The organism is Colwellia polaris, assembly GCF_002104515.1.
Taxonomy (GTDB): Bacteria; Pseudomonadota; Gammaproteobacteria; order Enterobacterales; family Alteromonadaceae; genus Cognaticolwellia; species Cognaticolwellia polaris.
Map to the genome: position 1 here is coordinate 157,935 of NZ_NBOE01000001.1, position 14,482 is coordinate 172,416.

Consider the following 14,482-nt stretch of genomic DNA (forward strand, 5'->3'; position numbering starts at 1 on the left):
TATAATTCTTTATTTATAATTGTTACTGAGCTTTTTAAGCTTAATAAGGGCAAATCCAGTGAAAACTGGAGACGCAAAGTTACCGATCTAAGGGGCAACCTATGATAGCGGAACTGCAAAATTTAGATATAGTGGGGGCTTATCTTAATTTATCGGTTCCTTCATTCTAGTCTCTGGTAACTTTGCGTGCCTTCCTTTGTTTTCTCATCGCTTTTCTTCATTATTGCTTTTATCTTGCGATTTTTTATCTTCAACATACTTATAAATCAAAGTTTCTAACATTGATAATGGCATTGAACCATTCTTTAATATTTGATCATGAAAATCGCGTAAATCGAATGATGTACCTAGCTCTTTTTCTGCATGTTGACGTAACTTTTTGATGGTTAACTCGCCCATTTTATAAGATAACGCTTGTCCAGGCCAAGAAATGTAACGGTCAATTTCAGTTTTTACATTGTGCAGTGACAGAGCGGTATTATCAGCCAAATAGTTCATAGCACGTTCACGACTCCAGCCTTTCGCATGCATACCGGTATCAACAACTAACCTACAAGCACGCCACATTTCATAGGTTAGGCGCCCAAAATCACTATATGGGCTTTGATAAAATCCAGCTTCTTTACCTAAGTACTCTGAGTAAAGTCCCCAGCCTTCACCAAACGCAGAAATATAAGTACTATTTCGAAACTGAGGTACATTCTCCATTTCTCGAGCAATAGAGTTTTGTAAGTGATGTCCGGGTACTGCTTCATGTAACGTTAGTGCTTCTAAAACATATAGAGGGCGGCGATCTAAACGGTAGGTGTTAACCCAATAATTACCTGCTTGATCATCGCGTGAAGGGCCAGAATATCGGCCTGTTGTATATTTAGGTGCAATGTTCGCCGGTACCTCAATAACGCCGTAAGGTGTGCGTGGCAATGTCTTAAATAGTTTCGGTAATTGAGCATCCATTTTTTTAGCAATAAACGAGGCTTCTTTTAATAAACCTTCTGGGCTAGTGGCGTAAAATTGCTTATCTGTGCGTAAAAAATGGACAAAGTCAGCAAAGCTGCCGGTAAAGTTTAGTTGCTCAATAATGGTGTCCATTTCATGGCGAATACGTTTTACTTCGGCTAGACCGGTATTGTGTACCTCATCAACTGTATTAGGCAAGGTTGTATAGTGTTGTAATCGATTAACATAATAGTTATCACCATTGGGTAAAGAACTTGCGGCTATATTTTTTCGTGCATTGGGTTGATAGCGATTTACCATGTAGTCGTAATATTGTTGGTAACTGGGTATTACAGACTCAACAATAGCGTTAATAGCTTGTGCTTTTAGTTGCGCTTTTAATTGTGGTGAAAAATACTCAGGCATGGCAGTAAATGGTTGATAATAAGTGCTTAAACTCGCATCAGGCTTGATAAATGCTTTAATAGAGTCTTCAAAACCGAGCAGTACAACTTTGGGTTGAGTAATACCTGCTTCAATACCTTTATCCATCCAATACATTTGTTGAGTAAAATATTTTGGTAAAGCCTGCATACGCAAAATGTAATCGCGATAATCTTGTTCAGTTTTAAAGCTTACTTGGCTCTTAATTCGACTAATCCAAACATGGAACCCTGACTCAGCGGTTAATGGCATGTAATGCTCTTTGTTGGTGTAATTATCGAGTTGGTTTTTTATGCTATATGACAAAACTGAATGATTAATGGCCTCAGATTGATTAAGGTTTTTGTCGTCTATTGCTGATAGTCGCTGGTAAATTTCAGACAGTGCTAGATGTTGCACTTGTAGGTTTTTTGGAGATAAATCGGGTAATCGACTGTTAGTATCGCCGGCAATATCTTGATTAAACGGGCTTTGGTTGTCTTTAAATTGCTGGTAGTCTTTAATTATTTGTTCAAGATTGTTGCTAACAATTGGCGCGTTAAGTTTTGTCGACTGACAACCCATAATAAATGCAACAAGGAATAAGGTGATTGAAAAAGCTTTCATTAGAAATCTCAAATGTTAATTATATTAAAATACTCTCTGATTTAATTACCATAACAAATCGAAACCATTTATAAAGCAAAGATTACGATCACGTCTTAATTTTTCAACACTTTAGTCTATTAGGAGCGCGTTTTGTGCTTTTTAGCCACAAAATGGCTACTTGTTGCAGGCTTTAGGCATTTTATTATGGCACTTTCATGTAAATTACTGGACAATAACCTACCGGTTAAATTTAGCAATAATGAAATAAAAAGTTGGCATAGTGCAGTACCATGACTCTATAGCACAAGCTGAACAAAAAATGCATGCCGCCATAAAACAATTGCAGTTATGGCATATAGCGGCGACTCCAATCAATTACGCGGTGAGTTACGGCTACCTTAATAAACACTCAAAAAGTCTTAATAGTGCTATTGAAAAGCAACTTGCATCTAAAAAGAAACTCGATAATTTTTTTCTAGAAGAAATGTATCGTCAATTTATTTTAGGACAAAGCGCTTTTAGAGGTGAATTAATTGACGATCTTGATGAAGTGCTCGTAGATTTACAAGCTAATAGTCAACAATCTACTCTTAATACTCAGCGTTTAGTGACTGAGTTAGACGAAAATATTGTTAATCTAAAATCCAAAGATAGAAGCGAAATATTCAACGCTATTAAACAAATACGTTTAACAGCTCAGCAATTTAAACATGAACAAGAAAAGCTTGCTAAACAGCTTAAGTTTTCACAAAAATCTACAGCCGCATTACGTGTAGAGTTGGACGACGTCAAAAAAGAAATCTACTTAGATCCGCTGACCGGTTTATATAATCTCAAAGCGATGAATCAGCATTTAGAACTTTGGCTTTGTGATGACCCCAAAAAGCAAGTTGCAGCAATTGTTATTAATATTGATCAGTTTACTCAAATGAATGAAAGCTTAGGCCCATTAATCAGCGATGTATTATTAACAAAAATTGCCAATAAAGTGAGCAGTTATGTTGGTCAGAGTGGGTTACCGGTGCGAACCGCTGGCGATGAGTTTTTAATTTTATTGCCTAATATAAAACGAATGGTTGCTGGCGAGGTAGCTGAAAAAATTCGACAAAGTGTTGAGAAGTTAAGGTTTATTACCAGCAAGTCCGGTACTAGGTTACCTCAAATGACGTTGAGTATCGGTGTTAGCGATTTTAATGTTGCTACCAGCGCTAATAATATTATTAACCAAACCCGCGCTCTGATTAATGATAATACGAATAAACGAACTAACCACGTTAATATTGCTAATACTTAACCGGTATTTATTTATCTGCGCTGAGTTCAGTTATTAAAAGCGGTAAGTTTTTTTCTGAAAATACCTTTATCCCGTTCGCTCTTAATATTGCACTGGTAACACCTTGTCCTAGGATTTTTTCTTGCTTGAAACTACCATTGTAAATAGTTGTGCTACCACAAGAAGGGCTAGACTCTTTTAACAAGGCGTATCGAATATGATGTTTTTGACAGAGTATTAACGCTTTAGAGGCGCCTTGTTTAAACTCGTTAGTCACATCTTGACCCGTTATAGTTTTAACTGAAATGCTGCCGTCAATAACTTGCAATTCAGCAGGAGGTCTTGGCGTAGTTAACCCACCTGCTAGCTCAGGACAGATCACGACTAAACGGTTTTCTTCTTGCCAACGCAAAAGTGTGGCATTAACTAATAAGTTGTCACCACCGTCGTATCTCACTTTATTACCTAAAAAGCAGCTGCTGATGAGAATTTTTTCCACTAGCTATTCCTATACAATTTAAATATTAATACCAATTGAAATAAATAATCGATCACTTTAAGGCGGTTTAAATCGTCAATAACTGCGTTGTTTTCAATCCCAATAACCCGCTATTACTCGACAATATGCTCCTTTATTGCGCTAATAACTTAGGATGCAGGTACTTATGTTTAGTCTGGAACAATAAACATGTATTCTTGAACAATTTATCCTCGCTTAACATTGGTGAACAATTTATTACATTGGGTATAAGACTTTCTGCCAAGTAAATAAAAGCATAGGTCTTATGTTGTTAGTTATAATAAAAGTTGTTTCAGGGTTGGTAACCCGCAGATGTCTTGTTCGCTAACACATTCAAACCAACAAGCGTGGCTATATTCTTCAAAATTGAGAAAAAATTCATTATCAGCAATTTTTACTCTTAAACTATAAAGATCTGCCCCTTCTAAAACCTCTAATTTCTTCGCTGATGTTAAGCGTAAAATATGATTAATTACTGAGGTTTTATCATCCATTGTCCATGCAATATTAAATGAAAGTTGCAGTGTTGTGACATTTATTTCTTCAAGCTTTATGATTTCTATTTTCTTTTCTTTTAGCATACCGTTTCTACTTCAAATGAGTTAATTGTTGAAAACATATATCCTTGGCGTAATGTATTAGATTATTTTTCATCCGAGTGTGCATTTAAAAAAAGCAACGACAACGGTATTTTTTTTACATATAATCAACAAAGGATCCCTTAAAATTATTTACCAAAGAGAGATATTATCTATGAAAAAACTTACTTTAGCCGTTGCTGCTACTGTTATGATGGCTTCTCCAGCATTTGCTGGTGACGCAGCTGCCGGTAAAGCAAAATCAGCTATGTGTGCAGCTTGTCACGGTGCTGCTGGTATTTCTGCTGTTCCTATGTACCCTAATCTTGCTGGTCAAAAAGAAGCTTACCTTGCAAAGCAATTAAAAGATTTTAAATCGGGCAACCGTAAAGATCCAGTAATGGCGCCTATGGCAATGGCATTATCTGATGAAGATGTTGCTAACATCGCAGCTTACTACGCTGGCCTTAAATAATAAGCTTTATGTTTTGAAAAAAAGCGCTATTAAGCGCTTTTTTTGTCTTTAAAATTTAGGGTATGTTTAGCTTTGATGTTGTTTTATTAAAGATAAAAACGGCTCACCGTAACGTGCTAACTTAGTATCGCCAATACCACTAACATTGAGCATCTGCCTGGTTGTTGTAGGTTTTACCCTCGCCAATTCAGACAATGTCGCATCGTTAAAGACAATAAAAGGCGCAATATCTTCAAGTTTAGCTATTTCTTTACGCAGGGATCTCAACTTAGCAAATAATGCTCTGTCATAAACTTTTTCGCGTTTATTACTTTGCCAATAACTCGCTTTTTGTAAACGCGGCGCAGCTAACATTAAGGGGTGTTTACCTTTTAATATATCGCCAGCGGCTTGCGTAAGACATAAGTTAGATTGGGCAGCAATATCTTGTTGTAGATAGCCTAAATGAATTAATTGCCTAACAATTGAAAACCAATAACCGGGGGTTTTGTCTCTGCCAATACCAAAGGTTGATACTTTGTCATGACCAAGCTGGGTTATTTTATTATTTAACTCTGCGCGTAACACGGCAACAACATGCTCAACATCACCACTTTCTTCAATGCGATAAACACAGGAAAGTACTTTTTGTGCAGCTTGTGTTGCATCAAACTGGCTTGGTGGATCTAAACAAATATCACAATTGCCACAGCTTTTTTCAGTAAACTCAGCAAAATAATTTAATACTACTCTGCGTCGACATGTTTGAGCATCAATAAAGCCACGCATAGCCTGAAAACGTTGTAGCTCTACATTGACACGCTCTTCGTTTTCACCCTCGCTAATGCGCTTATTAATGCGTTCAGCATCTTTTTCATCGTAAAGAAACAGTGCTTCTGCTGGTAAACCATCACGACCTGCTCGGCCTATTTCTTGATAATAAGATTCAACGGTTTTTGGTGGTTCAAAATGAATGACAAAACGTACATTAGATTTGTTAATGCCTAAACCAAAAGCAACTGTTGCGACCACAATTTGTATGTCATCTTTCGCAAATTTATCTTGAATAATATTGCGAATTTCGGGCTCTAAACCGGCATGATACGCAGAGCAATTAACACCGGTTTCAGCTAAACGCTTGGCTAGCTTTTCAACTTGCCAGCGGCTATTACAATAAATAATGCCACATTCATCTTTACGTTTTTTAATGTAGCCGACAACTTGTTGTTCACCTTGGTATTTTTCTGCCAAAGTAAAACGAATATTGGGACGGTCAAAGCTATCAAGATGAATATAAGGATCGTTTAGGGCTAATTGCTGCAGTATGTCTCTGCGTGTAGTGACATCAGCCGTGGCGGTGAGTGCCATTACAGGTACATGTGGAAAATTTTGCTTTAGTAAATGCAGTTGGGTATAAGCTGGGCGGAAGTCGTGGCCCCATTGCGAAATACAATGCGCTTCGTCAATAGCAAATAAACTGATATTCAGTTGAGAAAGCCCTTGAATAAAGTAGTAACTCTTCAAACGCTCAGGTGCAACATAAAGTAATTTTATTTCGCCTTGCCCCAAACGGCGAAAAATATCGTTAATCGTGTCAGCGTCAAGTGATGAATTAACAAACGCAGCAGCTATGCCCTGTCGTACCAAACCGTCAACTTGATCTTTCATTAAGGCGATTAAGGGTGAAACAACAATAGTAACACCGGGTAAAATAGTTGCCGGTAACTGAAAACACATTGATTTCCCGCCACCCGTTGGCATTAATACTAAGCTGTCACGGCCCTGAAGTGCCTGATTGATGATTTCTTCTTGGCCAGGGCGAAAGGCCTGATAGCCAAAATGATGTTTCAGAGAGTCAGTTAGTGTTGTAGGAGAAATGGCTTGCAACAGAAAGTCTTTATTAAATTAAATCAGCAGGCATTTTACCGTAGTAATGGCATTGTGCGGAGATTTTTTTCAACATTAAGCTGAATTTTAACGCTTTCAAAAAGTAGTTTGTATAATAATTTATAAATTAGTTACTTAAGCTAAATAATATTAACTGCGACAGTATCTCAATATCCTTAGCGGGTATTAACTTGTTGATAGGCTGTTTAAATTAATAATGTTATTATGTTTGTTCCTTAGCAAAATTTAGTCTTCAAGTTCACCTCATGCCAACAACTGAAACCAACGCCCTTCGTGGCGGTATTATTTTTGCCATATGCGCTTACACCATGTGGGGTATTGCGCCTTTATACTTTAAATTAATTGATCATATTGATGCCGATGAAATTCTTGTTCATCGCGTAGTATGGTCGACCGTGTTATTGATGCTAATTGTTTTATTGACTAAGCGTTGGGGTAGCTTTGTTGCCACCATTACACAGCCTAAAATAGTCATGCAGTTAACAATATCGGCGAGCTTTTTAGCCGTAAACTGGTTTCTGTTTATTTGGGCGGTTAATAATGATCACCTACTCGATGCAAGCCTTGGCTATTATATTAATCCGTTGCTTAGTGTAGCGTTGGGCGTGGTGTTTTTAGGTGAGCGTTTAAGGTTTTGGCAGTTATTTGCTGTAGGTTTGGCATTTATTGGCGTGATGATTCAGCTTATTATGGTTGGCTCGGTTCCCGTTATATCGTTAGCCTTGGCTGGTACTTTTGCTACTTATGGTTTATTGCGGAAAAAGTTACCTTTAGACTCATTTGTTGGGTTATTAGTTGAGTCACTTATGATGTTACCTATCGCGCTAATTTATTGGTTAGTGTTTTTAGAAACCAATACCAATAATATGTTCGAAAATGCTATGTCATTAAATATGATATTAATTTGTACTGGTATAGTAACTACCGCACCTTTGCTTTGCTTCTCTGCAGCAACGAAGCGTATGACCCTAACCGCATTGGGGTTCTTTCAGTATATAGGGCCAAGTATTATGTTTGTTTTGGCAACCTTTTATTATCAAGAGCCGCTCTATTTTGCGAAATTAATTACCTTTGCTTGTATCTGGACCGCACTGGCAATATTTAGCTTTGACTCAGTAAAAACCAGACGTAAAGCTGCTAAGTTAGCAGCGACAAAGTTAATATAAGTTTATATCAGTTAATAGAGCGTGTTAAAAAGCACGCTCTATTTTGTGCTTTAATGGCAGGAATGTCGCTTGAGACTTAACTCAAGCGTGCTAAGTCATATTCGATTAAATATTTAGAGCTTCTCTAAATTAGCATAAGCAACGACTAACCACTTACACCCTGCATCAGCAAAGTTAACTTGAATACGACTTTGTGGACCACTACCTTCATAATTTAATACCACGCCGTCACCAAACTTGGCATGACGAACATTTTCACCCAACTTAAAGCCTGAGTTACCAAAGGTTTCTAAGGTCAGCGCTGAAGAGAATTTCCCGGTGGTTCTGGGTTTGCTTACTTGGTTTTGCATTCTAATTTCTTCAGTACAAGTATCGGGTAATTCTCGTAGGAAACGACTGGCTTTATGATGCTTCTCTTGGCCATATAAACGACGGCTTTCTGCATGACACAAGTACAACTTTTGCATTGCTCGGGTCATACCTACATAGCATAAACGTCGCTCTTCTTCTAAACGACTTAGGTCTTCAACCGACTGTTGCGAAGGGAACATGCCTTCTTCTAAACCAGCGATAAATACTAATGGAAACTCAAGGCCTTTAGCTGAGTGCATGGTCATCAGTTGTACTGCAGACTCATAATCGTCGGCTTGTGATTCACCCGACTCCAATGCAGCATGGGTTAAAAATGAAGTAAGCGGACTTTGTTCTTCTTCAAGCTCAGGGTCAACTTCAAAGGTTTGACAAGCCGTAACTAATTCATTTAAGTTTTCAATACGAGCCTCAGCACGCTCACCTTTTTCCGCTTGATACATGGCTTTAAGGCCTGAATGCTGAATAACATAATTTGCTTGTTGGTCTAGATTTAAGTGACTCGATTCATCTTCTAGTTGATCAATAACATTGATAAATTGCTTGATCACTTTCGCACTGCGACCTTTAAGCTCTTCATTTTGCATCATGTGCTGACAGGCTTCCCAGAGCGTACTTTCGAGGCTACGTGCAGCATCACGAACTAAGCTCAATGTTTGATTACCAATACCACGCGCCGGTGTATTAATAACACGCTCAAATGCAGCATCGTCATCTCTGTTGTTCAGTAAGCGCAAATAAGCAAGCGCGTCTTTAATTTCTTGACGTTCAAAAAATCGTAAACCGCCATAAATACGATACGGCAATTTAGCTTGAATTAACGCTTCTTCCATTAAGCGTGATTGCGCGTTGCTGCGGTATAAAATAGCAACATCGTCGAGTGAGCCTTTTTTATCTTTCCAGTCGCTAATGCGTCCGGCAATAAAGCGAGCTTCGTCAATTTCATTAAAAGCGGTGTAAATAGATATTTTTTCGCCAGCATCATCCTCGGTCCATAAGTCTTTACCGAGGCGATTATTATTGTTACCAATTAACTGGTTAGCCGCATTAAGAATGTTGGCTGTTGAACGATAGTTTTGCTCTAATTTAATAGTTTTTGCGCCATTAAAGTCTTGTAAAAATCGTTGAATATTTTCAATTTTTGCACCACGCCAGCCATAAATAGATTGGTCATCGTCACCTACTATCATGACACTGCCACTTTTTTTACCTAGCATGTTCAACCAGGCATATTGAATGGCATTGGTATCTTGAAATTCATCTACTAATACGTGGGCAAAGCGCTGTTGATAATGTGCGAGTAATTCTGGGTTGTTTAACCAAAGTTCATGAGCGCGCAGTAATAATTCGGCAAAATCTACTAAGCCTGCTCGGTCACAAGTGTCTTGATAAACACGATAAACTTTAACAAAAGTTTCTTCGGTCGCATCGTACTGAGTATCAATATGTTGTGGACGTAAACCTTCATCTTTTTTACCATTGATATACCAAAGAAATTGCTTTGGTGGCCAACGTTTTTCGTCTAATTCTAAGGAACGCACAATACGTTTAACCATACGAAGTTGGTCATCAGAATCAAGTACTTGAAAGCTTTGCGGTAGCTTGGCTTCTTGAAAGTGCATGCGCAATAAACGATGTGCTAAACCATGGAAGGTACCAACCCACATACCATGTACGTTGCCATCAACGGTTTGTTCTACTCGGGCACGCATTTCTGCTGCGGCTTTATTGGTAAAAGTTACTGCTAAAATACTGTGAGCAGATGCATGCTCAACTTTCATTAACCAAGCTATACGTTGAACTAAAACTCGCGTTTTACCACTGCCCGCGCCAGCGAGCACCAACATATTTTGTAATGGTGCAGCCACCACATCGCGTTGTTTATCGTTTAACGAGTCAAGTAATTCAGAAACATCCATAGCAAGGTAAAATCTAAAGCAAAATTATGCTGCTATCATAACAAGTTCAGCACTGTTTTGATAACGCTATAAGCCTGCGAAGCTAATGAATATATAAAGTGCTTTTGTTTACTGAAATATTAACGTCAATTTGCTTGTTTTTTCACATAAAGAAGTAAATACAATTACTTATTTTACAATTTTGGTTAGCTGTTCAATATGGTCAAGTGCTAGGGTAGGAATAACTTTCAGGGCTTTACCTACTTGGTAGGGATTTAACCAAGCAGTTTGGCAGCCGGCGTTAATACCGCCAAAAACATCATTTTTACCACAATCACCGACATGCAGTAATTGTGAAGAGCTTATTTGTAAGGTTTGGCAGGTTTTATCAAACATATCGCGATCAGGTTTTAATTTATTTTCGGTGGTCGCATTAAAGTGGGCTGTAAAATATTTTGCGATACCTATTTTGTCGGTATCTACATTGCCGTTAGTGATCGCTGCTAAAGGAATTTTACGCTGAAGGGTGCTAAGAAAGTCGTGTGTATGTTGTGGTAGCGTGAAGTTACTGCGTTGTTCAACAAAATAAGCTAAGGCTAAAGCCGCAACTTTTTGTGCTTCTGTGTCATTTAAACCCAATGACATAGCGCCAAGATAATAGGTTTTTTCTCGTAGCAGGCTTATATCATGTTTTATCCAAGGCGACTGCGCGATAACTTGTTGGCGAAAAGGCCACCAGAAAGTCATATCAAAGGCATATAAAGTACTCTCTAAACCATAGTCACTGAAAATAGTTTTAAAATATTTGATCATCTTGGTATCGGTAGCCAACATAATTGGGTGGTTACTGTACAAAGTATCATCTAAATCAAAGCTAATAGCATGAAAAGGGTGCAGTCGACGATAAAATCTCACAATACTTCAGCCTAGAAAAGTTGTTGATGAAGTAATTTAGCGACTAACTTTTTAAATTGCCCCAACAGCAAGGTATCCATTCGTGGGTCAAAATGCTCTGCATCTTGGCTACTAATCGCCAGGAAACCGATATCTTCTTGGTTATGCATAAGGCGAACTAAAACAACTGAGCCGGCGTTAGATTCACCAAAAATCAATGTTTGTTCGCTCTGTTGTAATCGACCAAAATAATATTCATCTTTACTTAATCGGTTTTCAATTATTTCAGCACAATTATTGTTAATTAAAGCACTGTGACTAACTTTAGCTGGTTTAACTAGCCATAGCTTTAAGGCATCTAATGATAATAATTGCGTTGTCGCTTGATGCAAACAATCGAGCAGTTCAACGGCGGTAGTACAATCAAGTAGGCGTAGGTAGAGATCGCTATATAAAGCAAAAAGTTGCTCGTTTTGATTAGCAATTACCATTAATTGGGTGATTTCTTCTTCGAGATTATGAATTTTATGTCGTTGTTGAGATAGTTGACGTTCCACTAAAGAAATTGTGCCCCGCTGATGATCGGGCAGTCTCAAGGTGGTAACAAAGTCAGCCTGACGGTTAAAAAATTCAGGATTTTCTTGAAGGTAAGCGACGATTAATTCATCGGTTAGTTTTATTTCGTCATCAGACAGTAAGTTTTGATCATTTATTTGCATAGGTTTATCTTGTTTATAGGTTTATTTGCCCATCGAACACATGCACGGCGGGACCTGTCATTTTTACTGAGTTACCGGGGCCTTTCCAAAATATTTTTAATTGTCCGCCGGGTAAATCAACCAATACTTGTCGATTGAGCTTTTTTTGCATGTGGCCAATAACGACAGCAGCACAAGCGCCACTACCACAAGCTAAGGTTTCAGCTGCCCCACGTTCGTAAACGCGTAGCTTGATATATTCAGGTGAAACAACTTCCATAAAGCTAATATTTGCTTGTTCAGGAAAGCGCTCATGAAATGATAATGCTTTACCTAAAACTTCTACGGGTGCTTGTTTTACATTGTCTACCGTTAAGACGCAATGCGGATTGCCCATAGAAACAACGCCACAAAGCACAGTTTCGTCTTCGCTGCGCAGAATATAGGTTCCTTCGGCTTTTTGTGCGGTAAATGGAATTTTTGGTGGTTCAAATTGCGGTACCGGCATGTTGACCGAAACATTACCGTCACGCTCAACAAATAAGGTCATTTTGCCCGATTGCGTTGAGACCTTTATTTTATGTTTATTGGTTAAGCCTTTTAAACGCACAAACTTTGCAAAGCAACGTGCGCCATTACCACATTGCCCAACTTCACTACCGTCGGCATTAAAAATTCGATAATGAAAATCTAAATCAGGATCATACGGCGGTTCAACCACTAATACTTGGTCAAAGCCAACACCAAAGTTTCGATCGGCAAGCTGCTTTATTTGCTCATTCGATAAGTAAACGTTTTGCGTTACATTATCGAGTACAAGAAAGTCATTACCTAAACCATGCATTTTAGAAAAATTTACTAACATCTATGCTTATCTTCCACTATGAAGGTAATATGCTTTCACCTTGCCATAATTGGCTTAAGGTTTCGCGTTTTCTCACTAAATAACTGTCAGTGCCATCAACCATAACTTCGGCTGCGCGTGGTCGGCTATTGTAATTTGAGCTCATCGTAAAACCGTAAGCACCTGCACTACGAATAGCAAGCAAATCGCCCGCGCGTATGGCTAAGCTTCTATCTTTACCGAGAAAATCCCCTGTTTCACAGATTGGCCCGACAATATCATATTGTGCACTGGCTATATCATCACGCTGTTCAACAGGAATAATCGCTTGCCAAGCTTGATATAGTGCGGGTCTGATCAAATCGTTCATCGCGGCATCTACAATGGCGAAATTTCGATCTTCATTTTCTTTTAGATACTCTACTTCAGTCACTAAAATACCGGCATTGGCCATAATGGCTCGGCCCGGCTCATAAATTAGCTTGAGGTCTCGACCTACTAACTTTTGCGCAATAGCTTCAGCATATTCTTGTGGGTGCGGTGGCTTTTCGTCGTCGTAACAAACACCTAACCCACCACCAACATCAATATGTGATAATACAACGCCTTGCTCAGCGAGTTGATCAACTAATTTTAACACGCGATCGAGAGCATCTAAAAAGGGTAAAACCTCGGTAAGTTGCGAACCTATATGGCAATCAACACCTTGAATATTAATGTGCGATAAGGTTGCAGCATATTGATAAAGGGCTGGAGCATGTTCAATACTAATACCGAACTTATTTTCTTTTAAGCCTGTTGAAATATAAGGGTGTGTGCCAGCATCAACATCGGGATTAACCCGTAAAGAAATTGGCGCAACCTTATTTAAGCCTTTGGCAACCTCTTGAATGCGATCTAACTCTGCCGCTGACTCAACATTAAAACAATAAATATCAAGATTTAAGGCATAAGCTATTTCTTCAGATGTTTTACCAACGCCTGAAAAAACCACCTTTTTAGGATCGCCACCTGCTTCAACCACACGCATTAGCTCACCTTTGGAAACAATATCAAAGCCTGAGCCTAGTCTAGCCATTACATTTAACACACCAATATTGCTATTGGCTTTTACGGCGTAGCAAACAAGGTGCGGGCGATCGCCAGCCGCTTGATCGAAGGCATGCCAATGACGCTCGATAGTCGCTCGAGAGTAAATATAGAGTGGCGTACCATATTGCTTTGCTAACTCAGTGACCTGACATTGCTCGGCGTATAATGAGTGTTGTTTACGATTAAAAAAGTCCAATGCCGTTATTCCTAATGCTTTAAATTAGATTTATCGCTATTTTTGTCTGTTTCTTCACTTGTTTTAGGCAAGTTCTCTTGCTGTTGCTCAGGAGTTTGGTATAAAGGACCTTTAATACCACAGCCTGTTATGATTACTAAACTAACCAAGCTGAAGAAAATAATTACAATTTGTTTACGCATAATTGATTTATTCGATTTTTTTCCCATGATAGACGTTTTATAATCCCTTGACCAACAATTACCAAGCAAAGATTAAACAATCTTAATGTACCGGTAGAAAGGAATAGTTAATGAATGATAGCCAATACAATATAGCCGCTGAAAATATTTTACTTGCGGTAGAAGAAGCCATTGAAGATTGCGGTTGCGATATCGATTATGAAGGTGTTGGCGGTATGTTAACGCTGACCTTTAAAAATGCCAGTAAAATCATCATTAACAAACAAGCGCCCTTACATGAAATTTGGGTAGCAACAAAATTTAATGGCCACCATTTTCATTTCGAAAATGAGCAATGGTTAGATAAACGCGGTGGCGATGAGCTATGGCATTTTTTATCTAATGCGGTCAGCAAACAAGCAGAACAAGCCATCGTGCTTACTGCGCAATAAATATTAAT

General features: G+C 38.5%; 14 protein-coding genes and 1 riboswitch. Of the genes, 4 read left to right on the forward strand and 10 right to left on the reverse strand.

Going from position 1 to position 14,482, the window contains the following annotated elements; translation table 11 throughout:
* Window positions 1-38 precede the first annotated feature (38 nt).
* Window positions 39-121, forward strand: a riboswitch (cyclic di-GMP riboswitch).
* A gap of 83 nt (window positions 122-204) precedes the next feature.
* Entirely contained in the window at window positions 205-1,989 is a 1,785-nt protein-coding gene (locus B6A32_RS00675) for a DUF885 domain-containing protein (RefSeq protein ID WP_085300842.1), read from the reverse strand.
* A gap of 262 nt (window positions 1,990-2,251) precedes the next feature.
* Here B6A32_RS00675 and B6A32_RS00680 point away from each other — a divergent pair, with 262 nt between their 5' ends.
* On the forward strand, window positions 2,252-3,265 hold the full coding sequence (locus B6A32_RS00680; RefSeq protein ID WP_085300843.1) for a GGDEF domain-containing protein: 1,014 nt from the start codon (window positions 2,252-2,254) through the stop codon (window positions 3,263-3,265).
* A 7-nt stretch (window positions 3,266-3,272) separates the two neighbouring features.
* Here the strand turns inward: B6A32_RS00680 and B6A32_RS00685 are convergent, their stop codons facing one another.
* Both B6A32_RS00685 and B6A32_RS00690 read right to left on the reverse strand, forming a co-directional pair.
* Complete coding sequence (locus B6A32_RS00685) at window positions 3,273-3,743, reverse strand: DUF523 domain-containing protein (protein ID WP_085300844.1); 471 nt, start codon at window positions 3,741-3,743, stop codon at window positions 3,273-3,275.
* Between the two features lie 296 nt (window positions 3,744-4,039).
* The gene (locus B6A32_RS00690) at window positions 4,040-4,345 is read right to left on the reverse strand and encodes a DUF3630 family protein (RefSeq protein WP_085300845.1); all 306 of its coding nucleotides are present in this window, start codon (window positions 4,343-4,345) and stop codon (window positions 4,040-4,042) included.
* A gap of 172 nt (window positions 4,346-4,517) precedes the next feature.
* On the opposite strand from B6A32_RS00690, the gene B6A32_RS00695 reads away from it, so the two are divergent.
* Window positions 4,518-4,817, forward strand: coding sequence for a c-type cytochrome (locus B6A32_RS00695; RefSeq protein ID WP_085300846.1), 300 nt, complete (start codon window positions 4,518-4,520; stop codon window positions 4,815-4,817).
* A 66-nt stretch (window positions 4,818-4,883) separates the two neighbouring features.
* Here B6A32_RS00695 and recQ read toward each other — a convergent pair whose 3' ends face one another.
* The gene (gene recQ, locus B6A32_RS00700) at window positions 4,884-6,683 is read right to left on the reverse strand and encodes a DNA helicase RecQ (protein WP_085300847.1); all 1,800 of its coding nucleotides are present in this window, start codon (window positions 6,681-6,683) and stop codon (window positions 4,884-4,886) included.
* Window positions 6,684-6,949: 266 nt separating this feature from the next.
* Between recQ and rarD the strand changes: the two genes are divergently transcribed.
* Window positions 6,950-7,870: an EamA family transporter RarD gene (gene rarD, locus B6A32_RS00705; RefSeq protein WP_085300848.1), complete on the forward strand. Its 921-nt coding sequence runs from the start codon at window positions 6,950-6,952 to the stop codon at window positions 7,868-7,870.
* A gap of 113 nt (window positions 7,871-7,983) precedes the next feature.
* On the opposite strand, the gene uvrD is transcribed toward rarD, so the two are convergent.
* From uvrD to lptM, 6 genes are all read right to left on the reverse strand, one after another.
* Window positions 7,984-10,158 carry a DNA helicase II gene (gene uvrD, locus B6A32_RS00710; RefSeq protein WP_085300849.1) on the reverse strand — a complete coding sequence of 725 codons (2,175 nt, stop codon included), beginning with the start codon at window positions 10,156-10,158 and terminating at the stop codon, window positions 7,984-7,986.
* A 168-nt stretch (window positions 10,159-10,326) separates the two neighbouring features.
* Window positions 10,327-11,052: an HAD-IA family hydrolase gene (locus B6A32_RS00715; RefSeq protein ID WP_158088434.1), complete on the reverse strand. Its 726-nt coding sequence runs from the start codon at window positions 11,050-11,052 to the stop codon at window positions 10,327-10,329.
* Between the two features lie 11 nt (window positions 11,053-11,063).
* A complete protein-coding gene (locus tag B6A32_RS00720) occupies window positions 11,064-11,750 on the reverse strand; it encodes a DUF484 family protein (RefSeq protein WP_233131283.1) in 687 nt (228 codons plus the stop codon).
* A gap of 13 nt (window positions 11,751-11,763) precedes the next feature.
* Entirely contained in the window at window positions 11,764-12,594 is an 831-nt protein-coding gene (gene dapF / locus B6A32_RS00725) for a diaminopimelate epimerase (RefSeq protein ID WP_085300851.1), read from the reverse strand.
* A 16-nt stretch (window positions 12,595-12,610) separates the two neighbouring features.
* Entirely contained in the window at window positions 12,611-13,861 is a 1,251-nt protein-coding gene (gene lysA / locus B6A32_RS00730) for a diaminopimelate decarboxylase (protein WP_085300852.1), read from the reverse strand.
* Window positions 13,862-13,872: 11 nt separating this feature from the next.
* Window positions 13,873-14,043, reverse strand: coding sequence for an LPS translocon maturation chaperone LptM (gene lptM, locus B6A32_RS00735; RefSeq protein WP_101685890.1), 171 nt, complete (start codon window positions 14,041-14,043; stop codon window positions 13,873-13,875).
* Between the two features lie 110 nt (window positions 14,044-14,153).
* On the opposite strand from lptM, the gene cyaY reads away from it, so the two are divergent.
* Window positions 14,154-14,474: an iron donor protein CyaY gene (gene cyaY / locus B6A32_RS00740; RefSeq protein WP_085300854.1), complete on the forward strand. Its 321-nt coding sequence runs from the start codon at window positions 14,154-14,156 to the stop codon at window positions 14,472-14,474.
* Window positions 14,475-14,482 lie beyond the last annotated feature (8 nt).

Bases quoted from the DNA above. Each gene is read 5' to 3' on its own strand.
- B6A32_RS00675 (WP_085300842.1), bottom strand. From the start codon at position 1,989: ATGAAAGCTTTTTCAATCACCTTATTCCTTGTTGCATTTATTATGGGT.
- B6A32_RS00690 (WP_085300845.1), bottom strand. From the start codon at position 4,345: ATGCTAAAAGAAAAGAAAATAGAAATCATAAAGCTTGAAGAAATAAAT.
- B6A32_RS00695 (WP_085300846.1), top strand. From the start codon at position 4,518: ATGAAAAAACTTACTTTAGCCGTTGCTGCTACTGTTATGATGGCTTCT.
- rarD (WP_085300848.1), top strand. From the start codon at position 6,950: ATGCCAACAACTGAAACCAACGCCCTTCGTGGCGGTATTATTTTTGCC.
- uvrD (WP_085300849.1), bottom strand. From the start codon at position 10,158: ATGGATGTTTCTGAATTACTTGACTCGTTAAACGATAAACAACGCGAT.
- B6A32_RS00720 (WP_233131283.1), bottom strand. From the start codon at position 11,750: ATGCAAATAAATGATCAAAACTTACTGTCTGATGACGAAATAAAACTA.
- dapF (WP_085300851.1), bottom strand. From the start codon at position 12,594: ATGTTAGTAAATTTTTCTAAAATGCATGGTTTAGGTAATGACTTTCTT.
- lptM (WP_101685890.1), bottom strand. From the start codon at position 14,043: ATGCGTAAACAAATTGTAATTATTTTCTTCAGCTTGGTTAGTTTAGTA.
- cyaY (WP_085300854.1), top strand. From the start codon at position 14,154: ATGAATGATAGCCAATACAATATAGCCGCTGAAAATATTTTACTTGCG.